The sequence below is a fragment of the Klebsiella sp. I138 genome (assembly GCF_051131765.1).
Taxonomy (GTDB): domain Bacteria; phylum Pseudomonadota; class Gammaproteobacteria; order Enterobacterales; family Enterobacteriaceae; genus Klebsiella.
In genome coordinates this window covers 2,397,717-2,414,923 of record NZ_CP180447.1, presented here as the reverse complement: position 1 = coordinate 2,414,923, position 17,207 = coordinate 2,397,717, and the positions used below count along the sequence as shown (strand labels likewise).

The 17,207-nt window shown below is 55.7% G+C and carries 18 protein-coding genes and 1 riboswitch; of the genes, 7 read left to right on the top strand and 11 right to left on the bottom strand.

Features of this window, described 5'->3' with window-relative positions:
* Window positions 1–184: 184 nt before the first annotated feature.
* The 4 genes from pmrB to yvcK form a co-directional block, all read right to left on the bottom strand.
* Entirely contained in the window at window positions 185–1,276 is a 1,092-nt protein-coding gene (gene pmrB, locus ACMYSK_RS11240; protein WP_434643053.1) for a two-component system sensor histidine kinase PmrB, read from the bottom strand.
* Window positions 1,277–1,280: 4 nt separating this feature from the next.
* Window positions 1,281–1,952: a two-component system response regulator PmrA gene (gene pmrA / locus ACMYSK_RS11235; RefSeq protein ID WP_434643051.1), complete on the bottom strand. Its 672-nt coding sequence runs from the start codon at window positions 1,950–1,952 to the stop codon at window positions 1,281–1,283.
* On the bottom strand, window positions 1,949–3,595 hold the full coding sequence (gene eptA, locus ACMYSK_RS11230; protein ID WP_434643049.1) for a phosphoethanolamine transferase EptA: 1,647 nt from the start codon (window positions 3,593–3,595) through the stop codon (window positions 1,949–1,951). The genes pmrA and eptA overlap by 4 nt, the downstream gene beginning before the upstream one ends.
* 111 nt (window positions 3,596–3,706) lie before the next feature.
* Window positions 3,707–4,612, bottom strand: coding sequence for a uridine diphosphate-N-acetylglucosamine-binding protein YvcK (yvcK, locus tag ACMYSK_RS11225; protein WP_434643047.1), 906 nt, complete (start codon window positions 4,610–4,612; stop codon window positions 3,707–3,709).
* Window positions 4,613–4,822: 210 nt separating this feature from the next.
* A riboswitch (molybdenum cofactor riboswitch) is annotated at window positions 4,823–4,961 on the top strand.
* Here yvcK and moaA point away from each other — a divergent pair.
* From moaA to ACMYSK_RS11195, 6 genes are all read left to right on the top strand, one after another.
* On the top strand, window positions 4,949–5,938 hold the full coding sequence (moaA, locus tag ACMYSK_RS11220; RefSeq protein WP_434643046.1) for a GTP 3',8-cyclase MoaA: 990 nt from the start codon (window positions 4,949–4,951) through the stop codon (window positions 5,936–5,938). It overlaps the preceding riboswitch by 13 nt.
* A 22-nt stretch (window positions 5,939–5,960) precedes the next feature.
* Window positions 5,961–6,473, top strand: coding sequence for a molybdenum cofactor biosynthesis protein B (moaB, locus tag ACMYSK_RS11215; RefSeq protein WP_434643044.1), 513 nt, complete (start codon window positions 5,961–5,963; stop codon window positions 6,471–6,473).
* A 3-nt stretch (window positions 6,474–6,476) separates the two neighbouring features.
* Window positions 6,477–6,965, top strand: a complete 489-nt coding sequence (gene moaC, locus ACMYSK_RS11210) for a cyclic pyranopterin monophosphate synthase MoaC (RefSeq protein WP_434643042.1) — start codon at window positions 6,477–6,479, stop codon at window positions 6,963–6,965.
* Complete coding sequence (gene moaD / locus ACMYSK_RS11205; protein ID WP_434643040.1) at window positions 6,958–7,206, top strand: molybdopterin synthase sulfur carrier subunit; 249 nt, start codon at window positions 6,958–6,960, stop codon at window positions 7,204–7,206. The genes moaC and moaD overlap by 8 nt, the downstream gene beginning before the upstream one ends.
* Before the next feature lies 1 nt (window position 7,207).
* Window positions 7,208–7,660, top strand: coding sequence for a molybdopterin synthase catalytic subunit MoaE (moaE, locus tag ACMYSK_RS11200; protein ID WP_004859775.1), 453 nt, complete (start codon window positions 7,208–7,210; stop codon window positions 7,658–7,660).
* A gap of 45 nt (window positions 7,661–7,705) precedes the next feature.
* Window positions 7,706–8,410: a Bax inhibitor-1/YccA family protein gene (locus ACMYSK_RS11195; RefSeq protein ID WP_434643038.1), complete on the top strand. Its 705-nt coding sequence runs from the start codon at window positions 7,706–7,708 to the stop codon at window positions 8,408–8,410.
* A 76-nt stretch (window positions 8,411–8,486) separates the two neighbouring features.
* Here ACMYSK_RS11195 and clsB read toward each other — a convergent pair whose 3' ends face one another.
* The gene (gene clsB, locus ACMYSK_RS11190) at window positions 8,487–9,725 is read right to left on the bottom strand and encodes a cardiolipin synthase ClsB (protein ID WP_434643036.1); all 1,239 of its coding nucleotides are present in this window, start codon (window positions 9,723–9,725) and stop codon (window positions 8,487–8,489) included.
* Window positions 9,722–10,483 (bottom strand): endonuclease/exonuclease/phosphatase family protein, encoded by a 762-nt coding sequence (locus ACMYSK_RS11185; RefSeq protein WP_434643035.1) that lies wholly within the window; start codon window positions 10,481–10,483, stop codon window positions 9,722–9,724. The genes clsB and ACMYSK_RS11185 overlap by 4 nt, the downstream gene beginning before the upstream one ends.
* Before the next feature lie 131 nt (window positions 10,484–10,614).
* Here ACMYSK_RS11185 and ACMYSK_RS11180 point away from each other — a divergent pair, with 131 nt between their 5' ends.
* Window positions 10,615–11,052, top strand: coding sequence for a YbhQ family protein (locus tag ACMYSK_RS11180; RefSeq protein WP_434643033.1), 438 nt, complete (start codon window positions 10,615–10,617; stop codon window positions 11,050–11,052).
* Between the two features lie 306 nt (window positions 11,053–11,358).
* Here the strand turns inward: ACMYSK_RS11180 and ACMYSK_RS11175 are convergent, their stop codons facing one another.
* The 5 genes from ACMYSK_RS11175 to cecR all read right to left on the bottom strand — a co-directional run bounded on the left by ACMYSK_RS11175 (window position 11,359) and on the right by cecR (window position 17,089).
* Window positions 11,359–12,465 (bottom strand): ABC transporter permease, encoded by a 1,107-nt coding sequence (locus tag ACMYSK_RS11175; RefSeq protein WP_434643031.1) that lies wholly within the window; start codon window positions 12,463–12,465, stop codon window positions 11,359–11,361.
* 99 nt (window positions 12,466–12,564) lie between these two features.
* Complete coding sequence (locus ACMYSK_RS11170; RefSeq protein ID WP_434643029.1) at window positions 12,565–13,704, bottom strand: ABC transporter permease; 1,140 nt, start codon at window positions 13,702–13,704, stop codon at window positions 12,565–12,567.
* Window positions 13,688–15,427: an ATP-binding cassette domain-containing protein gene (locus ACMYSK_RS11165; RefSeq protein WP_434643027.1), complete on the bottom strand. Its 1,740-nt coding sequence runs from the start codon at window positions 15,425–15,427 to the stop codon at window positions 13,688–13,690. The genes ACMYSK_RS11170 and ACMYSK_RS11165 overlap by 17 nt, the downstream gene beginning before the upstream one ends.
* Complete coding sequence (gene hlyD, locus ACMYSK_RS11160; RefSeq protein ID WP_434643026.1) at window positions 15,420–16,415, bottom strand: secretion protein HlyD; 996 nt, start codon at window positions 16,413–16,415, stop codon at window positions 15,420–15,422. Before hlyD ends, ACMYSK_RS11165 begins: the two co-directional genes overlap by 8 nt.
* The gene (gene cecR / locus ACMYSK_RS11155; protein WP_434643024.1) at window positions 16,412–17,089 is read right to left on the bottom strand and encodes a transcriptional regulator CecR; all 678 of its coding nucleotides are present in this window, start codon (window positions 17,087–17,089) and stop codon (window positions 16,412–16,414) included. The genes hlyD and cecR overlap by 4 nt, the downstream gene beginning before the upstream one ends.
* Window positions 17,090–17,207 lie beyond the last annotated feature (118 nt).

Here is a 17,207-nt window from a genome sequence, read left to right as displayed (position 1 = left end):
CAGATTTTTTATCATTACCGCGCCTTTTCAGGCTGGCTTAATGTCCGCTTAATCTTGCCGGGAGACACTATCCTCATTCTGATGAGGATAGTGTCATGCAAAAATTAAACGTCCGTGAGTACCTGGCCGTAACCTGCGCCTTTATTGTGATTGTTGCCTTTTTCCATCAGTGGGTGCTGACTTTCTAACGCGAAGGCTTAGGAAACAAAATCCAGCCTCGAACGCCGGGGCCCGGCTGGCGGTTATGTAAGAAGAACTGGGCATCGTGCAGCTGAACGATCCGCGTCACGATACTTAATCCCAGACCAATTCCGCCATAGCGGCTGTCCATACGGACAAATGCTTTACTCAGCTCACCGCTTTTTGCTTCATCAATCCCCGGACCTTCATCTTCCACGGCCATCACCGGCGTTGCGCCTGCCTGTATCGAGATTTTTACCTTCGACCCTTCTGGGCTATAGCGATGTGCGTTCTCCACCAGATTGCGCAGCACAACGCGCAGCAGGGTGGCATCACCGGAGACAACCACATCTTCGTCGTCTTCTGCATCAGGGTATGCAAGCTCCAGCTTTTGCTGACGTTGATCCAGCATGGTCTCGAGCTCACCGCGAATCGGCTCGACCACATCTTCTTTCAGCAGCACGCGCTGGTAGCTCCCGGCGGAAAACGACTGTCCGACGCGCGCCAGCTGTAGCAGCTGCGAAATGCTATTGGTCATCTGATCCAGACGTTGAATCAGCTGCGCCACCTCTACGTGGTGTACTTTCGCCATCAGCTCAAGATGCAGACGCAGCCCGGCAAGCGGGGTGCGCAATTCATGGGCCACGTCGGCGGTGAACAGGCGTTCGCGATCGAGGGTTAAGTTAAGGCGGGAAACCAGTTGGTTAATCGCCGTCGTCACCGCCGTGACTTCCGGAACGGACTCTGTCAGCGTAATCGGCTGCAGGTTGTCCGGGGTTCTGCTCTCCAGTTCAGTTTGCAGATTCGACAGCGGGCGGGTGATTTTTCTCACCGCCACCAGGCTGATATACAATGCCAGGCCGACGATCAGCAGGCTGGGTATTAACAGGCTGGCAACCGCCTCACGGACTTCGTGTTCAACGTGCTTTTGATTGTTATGCCCTTCTATGGCGCTCGCCACCAGCAGCTGAATCTGTTCTTTGCTTTCATGCCAAAGCCAGAAAACGCTAATCAGCTGGCATACCACCAGAATTGAACCAATCGTCAGCAGCAGGCGGTTGCGCATGGTCCAGGTTTCACTGTCGAAAAGTGCCATGGCGTTATTCCGTTCCTGAATTATTCACCAGCATATAGCCAAACCCCCTGACCGTGCGAATCCGGGCTTTGCCCACCTTTTCGCGCAGGTTATGGATATGAACCTCCAGGGTGTTGGTGGCAGGCTCATTGTCCCAGCTGTAGATATCGTTGTAGAGAATTTCACGATGTACCGGACTGCCCGCCTTCATCATCAGACGGGAGAGCAGGGCGTACTCTTTTGGCGTCAAATCCAGCGCCTCTTCGCCCAGCCACACCAGGCGACGGGTGATATTCAGGCGCAGATCGCCGACGGCCATTTCGTTGTCACCCTGGTTATTATGACGACGAAGCAGCGCGCGGATGCGGGCGTTCAGCTCTTCCAGCGCGAAAGGTTTTACCAGATAGTCATCCGCGCCGGTATCAAGACCGCTGATACGGTCTTCGACGGTATCGCGTGCGGTCAGAATCAGAACCGGCTGGCTGAATTTTTCCCGGCGCATTCGCATCAGAAAGTGCAGGCCGTCTTCATCCGGCAAACCGAGGTCTAACACGATCAGGCTGTAGTGATTGCTGGCGAGAGACAGGGCTGCTTCGTGAGCGGTGGCGACGCCGTCACAGACGTATCCCTCGCTTTGCATCGCCAGGATCAGGCCTTGTAACAGGAGTGCGTCGTCTTCAATGACTAAGATTTTCATCTGGCGGTCTCGCTTCTGCACGGCGTTAAAATATCATCGGTTGCCTGGTACTCACGGGTATTTACCCCAAGAAGTCCGAGCAAGGTAGAGAACAGATTATCCTGAGAATAAGGGTCTGTTTTAGCTCTTTGTTGCAGGCACTGGCTGGAAACGCCATAGCGCTGCTGGTAATCCTGAGACAGCCAGATAAGCATCGGCACGTGCTTTTGCGTTTCTGGAGCGATTGACCACGGCAGCCCGTGTAAATAGACGCCGTCTTCACCCAGCGACTCACCGTGATCGGAGAGATAAACCAGGCTGGTAGTGAACTTATCCTGCTTTGATTGCAATAATTTTATTGTTTTATCAACAATATAATCGATATACAGAATCGTATTGTCGTAGGTGTTCGTCAGCTGTTGCTGGGTACAACTCTGGATTTCATTGGTATCGCAGGTTGGCGTGAATTTTTTGAATTCAGCGGGATAGCGATTGTAGTACGTCGGGCCATGGCTACCGATTGTGTGCAGAACGATAATCCCGTCCTGTTGCAGATTATCGATGTAGTTTTCCAGATTATGGAACAACACTTCATCGTAACATTCGCCATCGATGCACTGGCCTGGCAGGTTCAGATCGGTGACGTTCTGATGCGGGACACGGTCGCAGGCGCCCTTACAGCCGCCGTCGTTATCATTCCATAACACCCGGATACCGGCGCGTTGCAGAATATCCAGCACGCCTTCCTGATGGTGCGCCAGCTCCTCATCGTAATGCGCACGCGGCATGTTGGAGAACATGCAAGGTACCGATACTGCCGTGGCGGTGCCGCATGAGGTGGTGTTTGGGAAGTAGATAACATCATCTTGTTTCAGACGCGGGTTTGTTTCACGTTCGTAGCCGCCCAGGGAGAAATTCTGCGCGCGGGATGTTTCCCCCAGCACCAGAATGGTCAAATTTTTACGTGGGCCGTGGCGCATTTCCGGCTTCTGCACGGCATCTTCGCCGATTTTTACCAGCGGCAGGTTGTCCATCTTATTGTGCGCGTACCACGAGTTGATCGCGACAATGCTGTTCGATGGACTCAGGGATTTCACCAGCTCTTTATTGTTGCGAAATACCGAGGCGTAATCTTTATAAAACAGCGCCGCCACCAGAATAATCAGCAGAGCGGAGACGATAATATTCAGCAGCCGCACGGCGACGCCGCGCCACAGCGATTTGGGTTTACTGACTTTTACCCACCAGGCGAGTGCAACCATCACAACGCCGGACAGCCCCAGCGTCAGCACCATCTTACTGGACATCAGGGCAAAGCTTTCCGCCGGTGTGGTATCCAGAATATTGGTAATCATGGCGCGGTCGATAACCACCCCGAAGGTCCAGATAAAATACTGGGCCGAGGCGCTGAGCAAAATGAACAGGCTGATAACAAGGCGGTCGAGCTTGAGGAAGGAGGCGAGCGTGGTGAGAATATTCATCACGCTAAAGGCAACAACCGGCATGCTAAGGAACACCAGCCAGTTGTGCAGGCTGTTGACCGGCAGCAGCGTGAACACCTGACGATAGAACGCAAGATTGAGCAGCAGCCCGATATAGAGGGCAAAAATAATCAGATAAACCGTACGGCTCATGACCGGCCGACGTAGTGGGAATAACGACATAGCAACTATCCTGGGACTAAGATGGTTGCCATGTTGCCACTTTTATTTTAAGACAACCTTAATATTTTAATATAAAGGTCAGCTGCGCCGGTACAACCGCCATCTCGACGGTTAACCTAATGTTTGAATAGCTTTTTCCAGGGCGTTGCGTAGCAACATCCGATCGTGGCGATAGGGGACATCCGCAGCATCCAGCGGTGTCTGAATGATAACCCGGTTATCAAGCCCGGAGGTGTCAGTTTTCGGCCCAATGACGACGGCATCAATCACGCGCTTGCCAACATAGTGCTCCATAATCCCGACCCTGTCCGCCAGCGTCAGGTTTGCCGCCGGGCTGTGCTCTTTTCCGAGATTGTCGATAAAAACCATTGTCGCCGGCGTTCGGCGTAGCGCTTGCGCCATTTCATCGAGTAGCAGAATCGGCAGCAGGCTGGTGTAGAAACTTCCCGGCCCGATCAGAATTAAATCGGCTTCTGCGATGGCCTCTACCGCTTCGCGGGTTGTGGGCACCGGCGGGGAAAGCATCAGTTCCTTCGGGACGCAGGGCAACTGGTCGATATTGACCTCGCCGTATACTTCATGGCCTTCGTGGTCAATGGCCATCAGATCGACCGGTTGTTCAGACATCGGGATCAGGAATGCGTCCACTTTCAGCAGGTTTCTGATTAAATTGATCGCCTCTAAAGGCCGTACGCTCAGGTGGTCGAGGGCCTTTAACATCAGATTTCCGAGGTTATGCCCGGAAAGTTCACCGTTACCGGCAAAACGATATTCAAACATCGCCGAAGCAATGCTGGGTTCAGCGATCAGCTGATTAAGGCAGTTGCGCATATCGCCCCAGGCAATACCGCCTTCGGCGCGGCGAATACGCCCCGTGGAGCCGCCGTTATCAGTGGTGGTGACAATACCGGTAAGACGTGACCCGAGCGATGAGAGTGACGACATCACTCTGCCCAGACCGTGCCCCCCGCCCAGTGCCACTACGCGGTCAAGATCGGCGAACGTACGAGTGCGCATACACATTCCTTAATATCAATTGAACGGGCTCACAGTAACCGATCTACCCCTAAAAGACGATGCCCGGCTCCTGAGAAACTGACCGATATCAATGCAAAAGCCTGGTTTTTGGCTATTCTGTAACGAAAATGCACGATCGTGTCGATATATACATGATTATATAACGAAAGGGAAAATGGCGAAACTGTCGTTTCCGCGCTACTATCGGCATAAACCAGTTAACACTCTAGCCTCTGTGCCTGTGTCGTAAGATATGGTGCTTTGGCCGTGGCAGCCTTGCTTGTCACCAGGGCGTGGGAAGAAATGACCGCGTCTCCCGTACTTGGAAAGGTGTATATGGCTTCACAGCTTACCGATGCATTTGCGCGTAAGTTTTATTACTTGCGCCTGTCGATTACCGATGTGTGTAACTTTCGTTGCACCTACTGCCTGCCGGATGGCTACAAGCCCGGCGCCGCCACCAACAAAGGCTTTCTTAGCGTTGATGAAGTGCGCCGCGTCACGCGCGCCTTCTCTGCGCTCGGCACCGAAAAAGTTCGTCTGACCGGCGGCGAGCCCTCCCTGCGCCGCGACTTTGCCGATATTATCGCCGCCGTGCGAGAAAACAGCGCTATTCGTCAGATTGCGGTCACCACCAACGGCTATCGCCTGGCGCGGGATGTCAGCCAGTGGCGTGATGCTGGACTGACGGCGATTAACGTCAGCGTCGACAGCCTCGATGCGCGCCAGTTTCACGCCATCACCGGGCAGGACAAATTTCACCAGGTCATGGACGGCATCGATGCCGCCTTTGCCGCCGGCTTTGAGAAGGTGAAGGTCAATACCGTGCTTATGCGCGATGTGAACCATCATCAGCTCGACACCTTTCTCGCGTGGATCCAACCCCGACGTATTCAGCTGCGCTTTATTGAGCTTATGGAAACCGGCGAGGGTAGCGATCTGTTCCGCCGCCACCATATTTCCGGCATGGTGCTGCGCGATGAGCTGCTGCGGCGCGGCTGGATTCACCAGATAAGTCAGCGCAGCGACGGCCCGGCGCAGGTCTTTTGTCACCCGGATTATGCCGGAGAAATCGGCTTAATCATGCCGTATGAGAAAGATTTCTGTGCCAGCTGTAACCGTCTTCGTGTCTCTTCCGTAGGCAAGCTGCACCTGTGTCTGTTCGGCGACGGCGGCGTGGATTTGCGCGATCTGCTTGCCGAGGATCAGCAGCAGGCGGCGCTGGAAGCGCGCATATCTGAAGCATTAACCCATAAAAAACAAACCCATTTCCTGCATCAGGGCAACACCGGTATTACGCAAAACCTGTCGTATATTGGCGGATAATTGATTCTAAAGGAGCGAACAGATGAGTCAGGCCAGCGCTGAGTTTAACCCGACCCGTATTGCTATTCTCACCGTTTCCAGTCGGCGTGGCGAAGAGGATGATACCTCTGGCCACTGGCTGCGTGATGCGGCGCAGGAAGCGGGCCACCAGATTGTGGATAAAGCGATTGTGAAAGAGAACCGCTATGCCATCCGCGCCCAGGTCTCGGCGTGGATTGCCAGCGATGATGTACAGGTGGTGCTCATTACCGGCGGAACCGGCTTTACCGAGGGCGATCAGGCGCCGGAAGCGCTGCGACCGCTGTTTGACCGTGAAGTCGAAGGGTTTGGCGAAGTTTTTCGCATGCTCTCCTTCGAGGAGATTGGCACGTCGACACTGCAATCCCGGGCCATTGCCGGTATGGCGAATAGCACGCTGATTTTTGCCATGCCGGGGTCAACCAAAGCCTGCCGTACCGCGTGGGAAAATATCATTGCTCCGCAGCTCGATGCCCGTACGCGCCCGTGTAACTTTATCTCTCATCTTAAGAAATAAGCGATGTCACAACTGACCCATATTAACGCCGCCGGTGAGGCGCACATGGTAGATGTTTCTGCCAAAGCCGAGACGGTACGCGAAGCCCGGGCTGAAGCCTATGTTGAAATGCTGCCAGCGACGCTGGCGATGATCATCGACGGCAGCCACCATAAAGGCGATGTCTTCGCCACCGCCCGCATTGCCGGTATCCAGGCAGCAAAACGCACCTGGGAGCTGATCCCGCTGTGCCATCCCCTGATGCTGAGCAAGGTCGAAGTTAACTTGCAGGCTCAGCCGGAGCGCAGCCGGGTCCGCATCGAGTCGCTGTGTCGTCTTACCGGCAAAACCGGCGTAGAGATGGAGGCGCTGACCGCCGCCTCCGTGGCGGCGTTGACGATTTACGATATGTGCAAAGCAGTGCAAAAAGATATGGTGATTGGCCCGGTGCGCCTGCTGGCAAAAAGCGGCGGCAAATCCGGTGATTTCAAGGCGGATGAGACTCATGATTAAGGTCCTGTTTTTTGCCCAGGTACGCGAACTGGTTGGTACCGACTCCCTGACTCTCGAAGCGGACGCATTGTCGACCGTTGAAGCCGTTCGCCGCCAGCTCGCCAGCCGCGGCGATCGCTGGACGCTGGCGCTGGAAGAGGGGAAGCTGCTGGCGGCGGTGAACCAGACGCTGGTCACCTTCGACCATCCGCTGGTCTCCGGTGACGAAGTGGCGTTCTTTCCACCAGTTACGGGAGGCTAACATGACGCAAACTCGTATTATCGTAAGCCACGATCGTTTTTGCGTGGGCGACGAATATCCGTGGCTGGCCGAGCGCGATGAAGACGGTGCGGTCGTCACCTTTACCGGGAAAGTGCGTAATCACAACCTCGGTGACAGCGTTAAAGCGCTGACCCTCGAACACTATCCGGGAATGACGGAAAAATCACTGGCGGAAATCGTTGAGCTGGCGCGGGAGCGTTGGCCGCTGGGCCGGGTGACGGTCATCCACCGCATCGGCGAAATGTGGCCGGGCGAAGAGATTGTGTTTGTCGGTGTGACCAGCGCGCACCGCAGCAGTGCTTTTGCCGCCGGGGAATTCATTATGGATTACCTGAAAACCCGCGCACCTTTCTGGAAGCGTGAAGCGACACCGGAGGGCGAACGCTGGGTAGATGCGCGCGATAGCGATCGGCAGGCGGCAGAGCGCTGGTAGTGTGATACGCTTAGGTAGATAAAACGTGTTAATCAGGAGATAGTCATGGACAGATTCCCTCGTTCAGATTCCATTGTTCAGGTACGCAGCGGTCTGCAAACATATATGGCCCAGGTTTACGGCTGGATGACGGTCGGGCTGCTGCTAACGGCGTTCATTGCCTGGTTTGCCGCCAGTACGCCAGCGGTGATGATGTTTGTCTTTTCCAGCAAAATCACCTTCTTTGGTTTGATTATTGCCCAACTGGCGCTGGTATTCGTGCTTTCCGGGATGGTTCAACGCCTGAGTGCAGGAATGGCGACCACGCTGTTTATGCTCTATTCGGCGCTGACCGGACTGACGCTTTCCAGCATCTTCCTTGTTTATACCTACTCGTCGATTGCCAGCACCTTTGTCGTCAGCGGGGGGATGTTCGGCGTGATGAGCCTTTATGGCTATACCACTAAACGCGATCTCAGCGGTTTCGGCAACATGCTGTTTATGGCCTTAATTGGCATCGTTCTGGCTTCTCTGGTTAACTTCTGGCTTAAGAGCGAAGCGTTGATGTGGGCGATTACCTATATCGGGGTGATTGTGTTTGTCGGCCTGACCGCTTACGACACCCAGAAGCTGAAAAACATCGGTGAGCAGATCGATACCCGAGATGCCTCTACGCTGCGTAAATACTCCATTCTCGGTGCGCTGACGCTGTATCTGGACTTTATCAACCTGTTCCTCATGCTGCTGCGCATTTTCGGCAACCGTCGTTAAATTATCCCGTCATTTGATCAGCCCCGGAACGCATCGCGTTACCGGGGCAGTCCTTCTGTTGCATCGCTGCCTGCTATCAGACTTCCTGATTCTGCGCGCCCAGCCGATCCTGAGTTTCAATTTCCGGCTGAACCGGCGGGCGGACCCGTGCCAGATGCGGCGTATGGGCAGGTAGCCAGCCTACCCATGCCGGGAAGTGACGCAGAAAGTGGAAAGCCACCACGCTCTTACCCAGATTCCACCAGCTGCGCTTTGGCAGCATTGATTTGTCCACCTGTTTACAGTCCCGGGCGATGAGTCCGTTGAGGTTGTCACGCAATGTCTGGTTGAACTGGCGATCGTGGATAATCAGATTCGCTTCCAGGTTTAACGAAAGGCTGAGCGGGTCGAGATTACTTGAACCGACGGTAGCCCAATGATCGTCTGCCAGGGCAACTTTGCCGTGCAGCGGCCTTCGGCGGTACTCAAAAATTTGTACGCCCCCGTTGACCAGATAGCGATACAGCAGGCGGGCGCCAACGGTCACAATCGGGATATCCGGCTCGCCCTGCACAATCAGCTTGACCCGTACACCGCGGCGAGCGGCGCTGCGCATCGCATGCAGTAGCCGGTAGCCGGGGAAAAAGTAGGCATTAGCGATAATCACTTCCCGACGGGCGTTGGCCAGCATCTTGAGATAATGACGTTCAATATCATCGCGATGATCGTGATTGTCCCGCCAGACAAACAGCGCCTGTGCTTCCCCCGGGGTGCGGTTGATCTCCGGTTTATGTCGACGACGAAGCCACCTGCGGCGCGTCTCCTTGCTGGCCGGAAGATTTTCCAGCTCAAATTGCAGGATATCCCGTACCACCGGTCCCTCGACCTGTACGGCATAATCTTGTTTCGCTTCCGGGCCATAGTGGGTCATATGTTCAGCGGAATAATTAATGCCCCCGACGAACGCCGTCGTTTCATCGATTACCACAATTTTACGGTGCATGCGGCGAAACAGATTGGTGCGCATGCCAAGCAGACGCGGGCGCGGATCGTAATAGCGAAATATGACTCCGGCGGTGCCCAGCTCATTGATGAAGCTTTCGCTAAGGTCGGGAGAGCCATAGCCATCGAGCAGTACTTCGACCCGGATCCCGCGGCGCGCAGCTTTAAGCAGTGCGGCATGCAGCTGCCAGCCCACGTCATCTTCGAACCAGATAAAAGTTTCAAGGATCACCTTTTGCCGTGCGCGATCGATAGCGGCAAACAGGGCCGGGTAGTAATTATCGCCGTTCTCCAGAAGCCGGATGCGGTTTCCTTCCTGCCAGCTGCATTTCATAGATGAATCTCCACGCTCAGCGGGGCATGGTCCGAGAGGTGACGCCATGGGTGAAGTTCCAAAGTCGTCGGATGGCTGGCGTGGGCATTTTTTACGTAAACCCGATCAAGGCGCAGCAGCGGAAAACGCGCCGGGAAGGTTCTCGCCGGGCGACCATGGGCGCGAGTGAAGATCTCTTCCAGCCCCGCCTGCGACTTCAATACCCGGTTTGCCTGCTGGCGCCAGTCGTTGAAATCGCCGGCGACTACCACCGGCTCATCGGCGGGAAGGGCGTTGACACGTCCGGCAAGCATTGCAAGCTGGGCCTGTCGCTGCTGCGCGCTCAGGCCCAGATGAACACAAATCAGGTGCAGCGCCATGCGGCATTCCGGCGGAATAATACGACAGTACAGCAGACCACGCTTTTCGCTGTCGCCAACGGAGATATCGATATTTTCATCATATTCAATGGGAAAGCGAGAGAGCACGGCATTGCCGTGATGCCCTTCCGGGTAGACCGCATTGCGCCCGTAGGCGTACTGGTTCCAGAGAGTATCGGCAAGAAATTCATAATGAGTACGATCTGGCCAGTTTTCGATATGTAGCGGATGGATTTCATGCGCGCCGGTGACCTCCTGCAGACACACGATGTCGGCGCTGACGCTTCTGACCGCGTCACGCAGTTCCGGCAACATGAAACGTCGATTAAACGCCGTAAAGCCTTTATGAATGTTAATTGTCAGCACGTTCAGCGAAAATCCACGCATTTGTTCAGCCATGTTTCCCCGGTCAATGTCACTTTCCTGAATGAAATAGTGTAGTAGGTGTCACAAAAAGATGCGGTGATACGGAATTTTCCGTAAAGTGCGGTACTCTGAGTTACAGATAAAGATCCTTCAGGAGAGAAGCCATGAAGTGGCAACAACGTGTACGCGTCGCAACTGGCCTCAGTTGCTGGCAGATTATGTTGCATCTACTGGTCGTGGCAGTACTGGTGATGGGTTGGATGAGTGGCGCGCTGGTACGCGTCGGATTAGGGCTGTGCGTGCTGTACGGTGTCACGTTACTGTCGATGTTGTTTTTACAGCGTCACCACGATGCGCGCTGGCGTGACGTCGGGGATTTCCTCGAAGAGCTCACCACCACCTGGTACTTTGGGGTGGCGGTTATCGTGCTGTGGCTGCTGTCGCGCGTGCTGCACAATAACCTGCTGCTGGCCGCTGCCGGACTGGTCATTCTGGCAGGCCCGGCGGTGGTGTCACTGCTGGCCAAAGACAAGAACCGTTACCCTAAAGCGTTCGGACTGCATCAGGGTAACAACGCCGCAAATCCGCATAAACACAGATAGCTGTGTGGCTGGGGTGAGAGAGACCAGCCAACATAGAGGCGGCCTGAACGATAACGGGGAGCCCCTAAAGCGTTCGGGTTGCATCAAGGCGGCAACGCAGCGAATCCCCAGGAACATAGATAGCTATGTGACTGGGGTGAGAGAGGCCAGCCAACGCAGAGGCGGCCTGAACGATAACGGGGAGCCCCTAAAGCGTTCGGGTTGCATCAAGGCGGCAACGCAGCGAATCCCCAGGAACATAGATAGCTATGTGACTGGGGTGAGAGAGGCCAGCCAACGCAGAGGCGGCCTGAACGATAACGGGGATTACGCTATTTTCCTGCGGAACATCGCATACGCCGCTGACCCCGTAGTGGCCGCTATGACCAGTAGCGGCCACAAACTTCCCCACACAATCTCCAGACTCGCATCCTTCAAATAAATCTGCTTGGTAATATCGGTAAAGTGACGAATCGGGTTTATCCAGGTCACGTCCTGCAGCCACTGCGGCATATTCTCAACCGGCGAGACATAGCCAGAGAGCAAAATCGCCGGCATCATAAAGACAAAGACGCCGATAAAGGCCTGCTGTTGGGTTGAGCACAGGGATGAGATCAGCAGACCAAATCCCACCAGCGACAGACCGTAAATCACCATCGTAAAGTAAAACAGCAGCAGCGATCCGGCAAAGGGGATTTGATACGCCCAGATTCCGATAGCCAGCACGATGCTCGCCTGTAGGGTGGCGACGATCAGTGCCGGTACGGCTTTGCCGACAAAAATTTGCCAGGTGGCCAGCGGCGAAACCAGCAGCTGATCGAGGGTGCCTTGCTCCCGCTCGCGGGCGACGGAGAGAGAGGTCACGATCATCACCCCGATGGTAGTGATCATGGCGATCAGTGACGGGACCACGAACCATTTATAATCCAGATTCGGGTTATACCAGTTGCGCACGATAAGCTCGCTGTTATTCGGTTTCGCTTTCCCTTCCAGCAGCTCCTGCTGATAGTTCTTAACGATCTGCTGAAGATAGTTGGCGGCGATTTGCGCGCTGTTGGAGTTGCGCCCGTCCAGTAAAAGCTGGAGCGGTGCGGGTTGGCTGGTGTCGAGATTGCGTGAGAAGTCTGCCGGGAAGCGGACCAGCAACAGCGCTTTTTGCTCATCAATCGTCGGGCGGATCTCCTGCGGGCTTTTGAGGATCAGAATATGGGTAAATGCTTTGGCCCTGGCGAAACGCTGGGTCAGCTCTACCGCGTGGCGGCCATTGTCTTCGTTGTAGATAGCGATGGTGGCATTGGTCACTTCCAGCGTAGCGGCGAAAGGAAATAGCAGCACCTGGATCAGGACCGGCATAATTAAAATGGCGCGCGTTTGCGGCTCACGCAGCAGCGATTGCAGCTCTTTACGAATCAATGTCCATAAGCGGTGAAACATAGTACCTTCCTCATATCGGGTAGCGCTGCGCTTACCCGAACTACACGGCCCGTAGGCCCGGCAAGCGTCGCGTCGTCGGGCACAATACGAGCGCCAGAATTAATCCAGTCGACGCTTTGTCTTCAGCCAGGTCAGGCCGATAAACATTACCGCCGAGGCAATTAAAAACAGCGTATTTACCAGCAGCACCACCGGAATATTACCGGCGAGGAACAGGCTTTGCAGGGTACTGACGAAATAGCGCGCCGGGATGACGTAGGTCACCGCGCGGATCACCGCTGGCATGCTGTCGATCTGGAAAATAAACCCGGAAAGCATGATCGAGGGCAGAAAGGCGGCGTTCAGTGCGACCTGCGCGGCGTTGAACTGGTTACGCGTGATGGTCGAAATGAGCAGCCCCATCCCCAGGGTGCTAAGTAAAAACAGGCTGGTAATAAAAAACAAAATCACCAGCGAACCACGAAACGGTACGCCGAGGATAAACACCGCCACCAGCATGCACAGCAGCATCGCCAGCATGCCAAGGAAATAGTAGGGGATCAGCTTACACAACAGCAGCTCTGCGCGGGTGATTTCGGTCGACAGCAGAGCCTCCATGGTCCCGCGCTCCCATTCGCGGGCCACCACCAGCGAGGTCAGAATGGCACCGACCACCGTCATAATGATGGTAATGGCACCGGGAATAATAAAGTGCTGGCTGATGGCCGCCGGGTTAAACCAGTAGCGCATCTGCACATCAATCAGCGGTTCGAAGGTTTCACCGCGATCTTCCGCACGCTGCTGCTGCCAGATTTGCCAGATACCCTCTACGTAGCCCTGGGCAAAGTTGGCGGTATTCGGTTCGCTGCCGTCGGTTATCAGCTGGATGGGGGCGTCATCGCCGGGGCGCGCCATCTTCTGGTCGAAATCTACCGGGATCACTACCAGCCCGCGGATGCGCCCGGCCTGCATCATTTCAATCAGTTGCTGACGATTGTCACTGACGGTCGCGTCAATATAGGGGGAACCGGTCATCGTGTGGACGAAGTCCAGCGCTTCTTCGCTTTGCTGCTCCAGCAGTACGCCGACTTTTAGCTTGCTGGAGTCGAGGTTGATCCCGTAGCCGAAGATAAACAGCAGCAGCAGAGGGATCACTACCGCAATCAGCCAACTGCTGGGGTCGCGGACGATCTGCCGCGTCTCTTTGACGCATAAGGCGCGCACGCGCCGCCATGACAGAACTTTAGCGCTCACCGGCATTCTCCTTATCCCAGTCATGAATCAGAGTGATAAACGCCTGCTCCATTGTGGGATCGGGCTGTTGCTCATTCGCCGCCTGCGCCTTTAGCGCATCCGGCGTGCCGCTGGCGATCAGCTTGCCGTGATAAACCAGACCAATGCGATCGCAATATTCGGCCTCGTCCATAAAGTGGGTCGTTACCATCACCGTCACCCCTTTATCCACCATGCTATTAATATGCAGCCAGAACTCGCGGCGGGTGAGGGGGTCAACGCCGGAGGTCGGCTCATCGAGAAACAGGATATCGGGCTCATGCATCAGCGAGCAGGCTAATGCCAGGCGCTGCTTGTAGCCCAGCGGGAGCTCATCGGCTGCATGGCTGGCGATGTTTTTCAGACCAAATGCGTCGCTCATACGGGCGATTTTCTCATTCTGAACCCGGCCACGCAGGCCGTAAACGCCGGAGAAGAAGCGCAGGTTTTGCTCAACGGTCAGGTTGCCGTACAGCGAAAACTTTTGCGCCATGTAGCCGAGGTGCTGGCGCGCTTTCCCTGAGCTGACTTTCAGATCCATCCCCAGCACCAGCGCCTTGCCGGAGGTCGGAACCAGCAGGCCGCACATCATTTTAAAGGTGGTGGATTTTCCCGCTCCGTTAGGGCCGAGCAGGCCGAAAATCTCACCACGTTTAACGCTGAAATCGACGTGGTCGGTGGCGGCGAAGTCACCGAATTTTTTGGTCAGGCTTTGCGCTTCAATCACCGTTTCATCGGCCGAGCCCTCAACGCGATGAATAATCTCGCCCAGCGGCGATTCCGCAGTGGCGGCACCACCCAGCAAATCGATAAACGCATCTTCAAAGCGCGGAGCAGTTTCGGCTATCTCTAACGCGGGCATGCTGCTGTTGCGCTGCACTTCCTCAATGGTGGCCTCTTTTTGGAGGATCAGACGTACCGATTTTCCCTGAATAACGCCATCGCTGATTTGCGGCAGCTTCAGCGCTCGTTGCAGAAGGCGGCGGTTATTCTCCTCATGGCTGGAGACCAGAAAACTGCGCCCGGCCATGGTTTGGGTCAACGCTTTCGGCTCGCCCTGGTACAGCAACTGGCCTTCGTTCATCAGCAGCACGTCGCGGCACTGCTCCGCTTCATCAAGGTAAGAGGTGCTCCAGAGGATCAGCATTCCATCCCCGGCCAGTTCGTGCACCATTTGCCACAGCTCACGGCGGGATATCGGGTCAACACCGACGCCGGGCTCATCGAGCAGCAGCACTTTTGGCTCGCCCACCAGAGTACAGGCAAGGCCCAGTTTCTGCTTCATCCCGCCGGAAAGCTTCCCCGCCATCCTGTCGGTGAAGGGGCCGAGGGAGGTAAATTCCAGCAGACGGGCGAAGGTTTTTCTGCGTGTCTCGCCGGTAACGCTGCGCAGATCGGCATACAGCGTGAGGTTTTCCATCACCGTCAGGTCTTCATACAGGCCGAATTTTTGCGGCATATAGCCGAGCACCGCATGCAGGGCACTGTCATCGGTAATCGGGTCGAAACCGATCACGCTGGCGGTACCGTCATCGGCCTTCAGTAACCCGGCGAGCATACGCATCAAAGTGGTTTTTCCCGCGCCATCGGGTCCTACCAGGCCGGTAACATAGCCGGAGCGGATAGTGCAGTTGAGCGGCGCCACGGCGGGCCGGTCCATACCGGCGAACCGGCGGGTCAGGCCGCTGAGCGTGATAACGTCCTCACTCATGTCCGTTCCCGCTGCTGAAAGTGATCGTCACCGGCATCCCCTGGCGCAGCGTGTCATCCGCATCGGTGACAATGATACGCAGGCGATAGACGAGATCGGTACGCAAGTCCGGTGTCTCTACGGTCTTCGGCGTAAATTCGGCGCTGGGTGACACAAAACCAATCTTACCGTGCCACGGCTGGTCAGGGCGGCTATCGGTGTACAGCAGGACCTCCCGTCCGGGCATCGCCTGGCCGAGATTTTTTTCGTCAATATAGGCGCGTACCCAGACCGGATGGGTCAACGACAGCGTCATGACCGTGCCACCGGCGCTGAGCATGCTGCCCGGCTCGACGGCGCGGGTCATTAGCGTGCCATCTGACGGCGCGATAAGGGTGGTATCGTGCAGGTCAAGTTTGGCCTGCGCCAGGGCCGCCTGCGCCTGTTCAAGGCTGGCTTTGGCCTGGGCGATTTCCTGCGGGCGGTTGCCGGCGCGATACTGGCGCAGTTTATCCTGGGCGGATTTCAGCGTCGCCTGAGCCTGGTCGCGGGAGGAGCGGGCATTTTCCAGGTCGTTAACCGAGATGGCGCTACTCTGACGCAGCCCCAGCTGGCGCTGATAGAAGTTCTGCGCATAGTCGTAAGCGGCCTGCGCCTGTTTGACGGCGGCGGCGGCCTGGGCTATTTCTTCCGCCCGATAGCCGGCCATCATCAGATCATACTGCGCCTGGGCAGTGGAGACATTCGCCTGGGCCTGCTGTAAGGCGTTTTCGTACGGGGCACGATCCAGCTGGCCTAGCGTTTGTCCGGCCTGAATCTTATCGCCCTCATCAACGTTCAGCGATGCCAGGCGCCCGCCGACGCGAAAGCTCATATTCACGGTGCGAATATCGACGTTGCCATACAGGGTCAGCTCCCTCTGCTGGCTGCTTTGATACCACCACCAGCCGCCGCCGAGTGCGGCAATCAGCAGCAGTACTAACAGAACGATGATGACGGGTTTTTTCATAATCCCTGGCTCCTTTGCGATAACCCTTGCAGAACGAAATCAATATGGCAGGCAATAACCTGATAAATTTGCTCGGTTTTTTCTTCGTCGAACTGCGCCCATCCGGTACGCAGCAAAATGGTTTCCCGCCCAAGGCGGAACGCGAGAATCTCGCCCAGCAGCGCATGGGTGTGCAGAATCATTTGCGTGTCATCGGCATCAAGGCCGGTAAACGCGGCGATTAAGCGGGTCAGGTAGCGGTGCAGCGGTGCGATAACCTGGCCGTGGATGAGCTGATAGGCCGGGGTAGGAGAAAGCTGTTCGCGAGAGATGAATTTGCTGAGATTTACCGTGTCATCCTGAGTCAGCAGCAAAATCATGTTCTGGCACGCCCGCAGGATAAGCACCCGAATCTCGGCTTTATCCGGTGACGGCGTGGCGAGGAGCGCTTCAGCCGCTTCTGCGTGCGGGCGGAAATTATGGCTGATAAAGTCGGCAATCCACTGTGCGCAGGCAAGATACAGCGAGTCTTTAGAACCAAAATAGTAGGGGATCGCGGCGATATTTTGCCCGGCCTGCGCGGCAATATCGCGGGTGGTAGCGTGCTGGCCGTATTCGCCAAACTGGGCGATGGCTGCGGCAATCAGCTGGCTTTTGGCTTGTTCGCCTTTGGTCGTAACAGGGGATGTGATCATCGCGGCAGAGAAAATTAATCAATCGATTGATTAAGAGTATGTCTAATTCGCGAAACTGTCCAGAATGGCGGATACTCTCTTTAGCGTTTTCCACTTCAGGCGCTGAATGACGCACGTC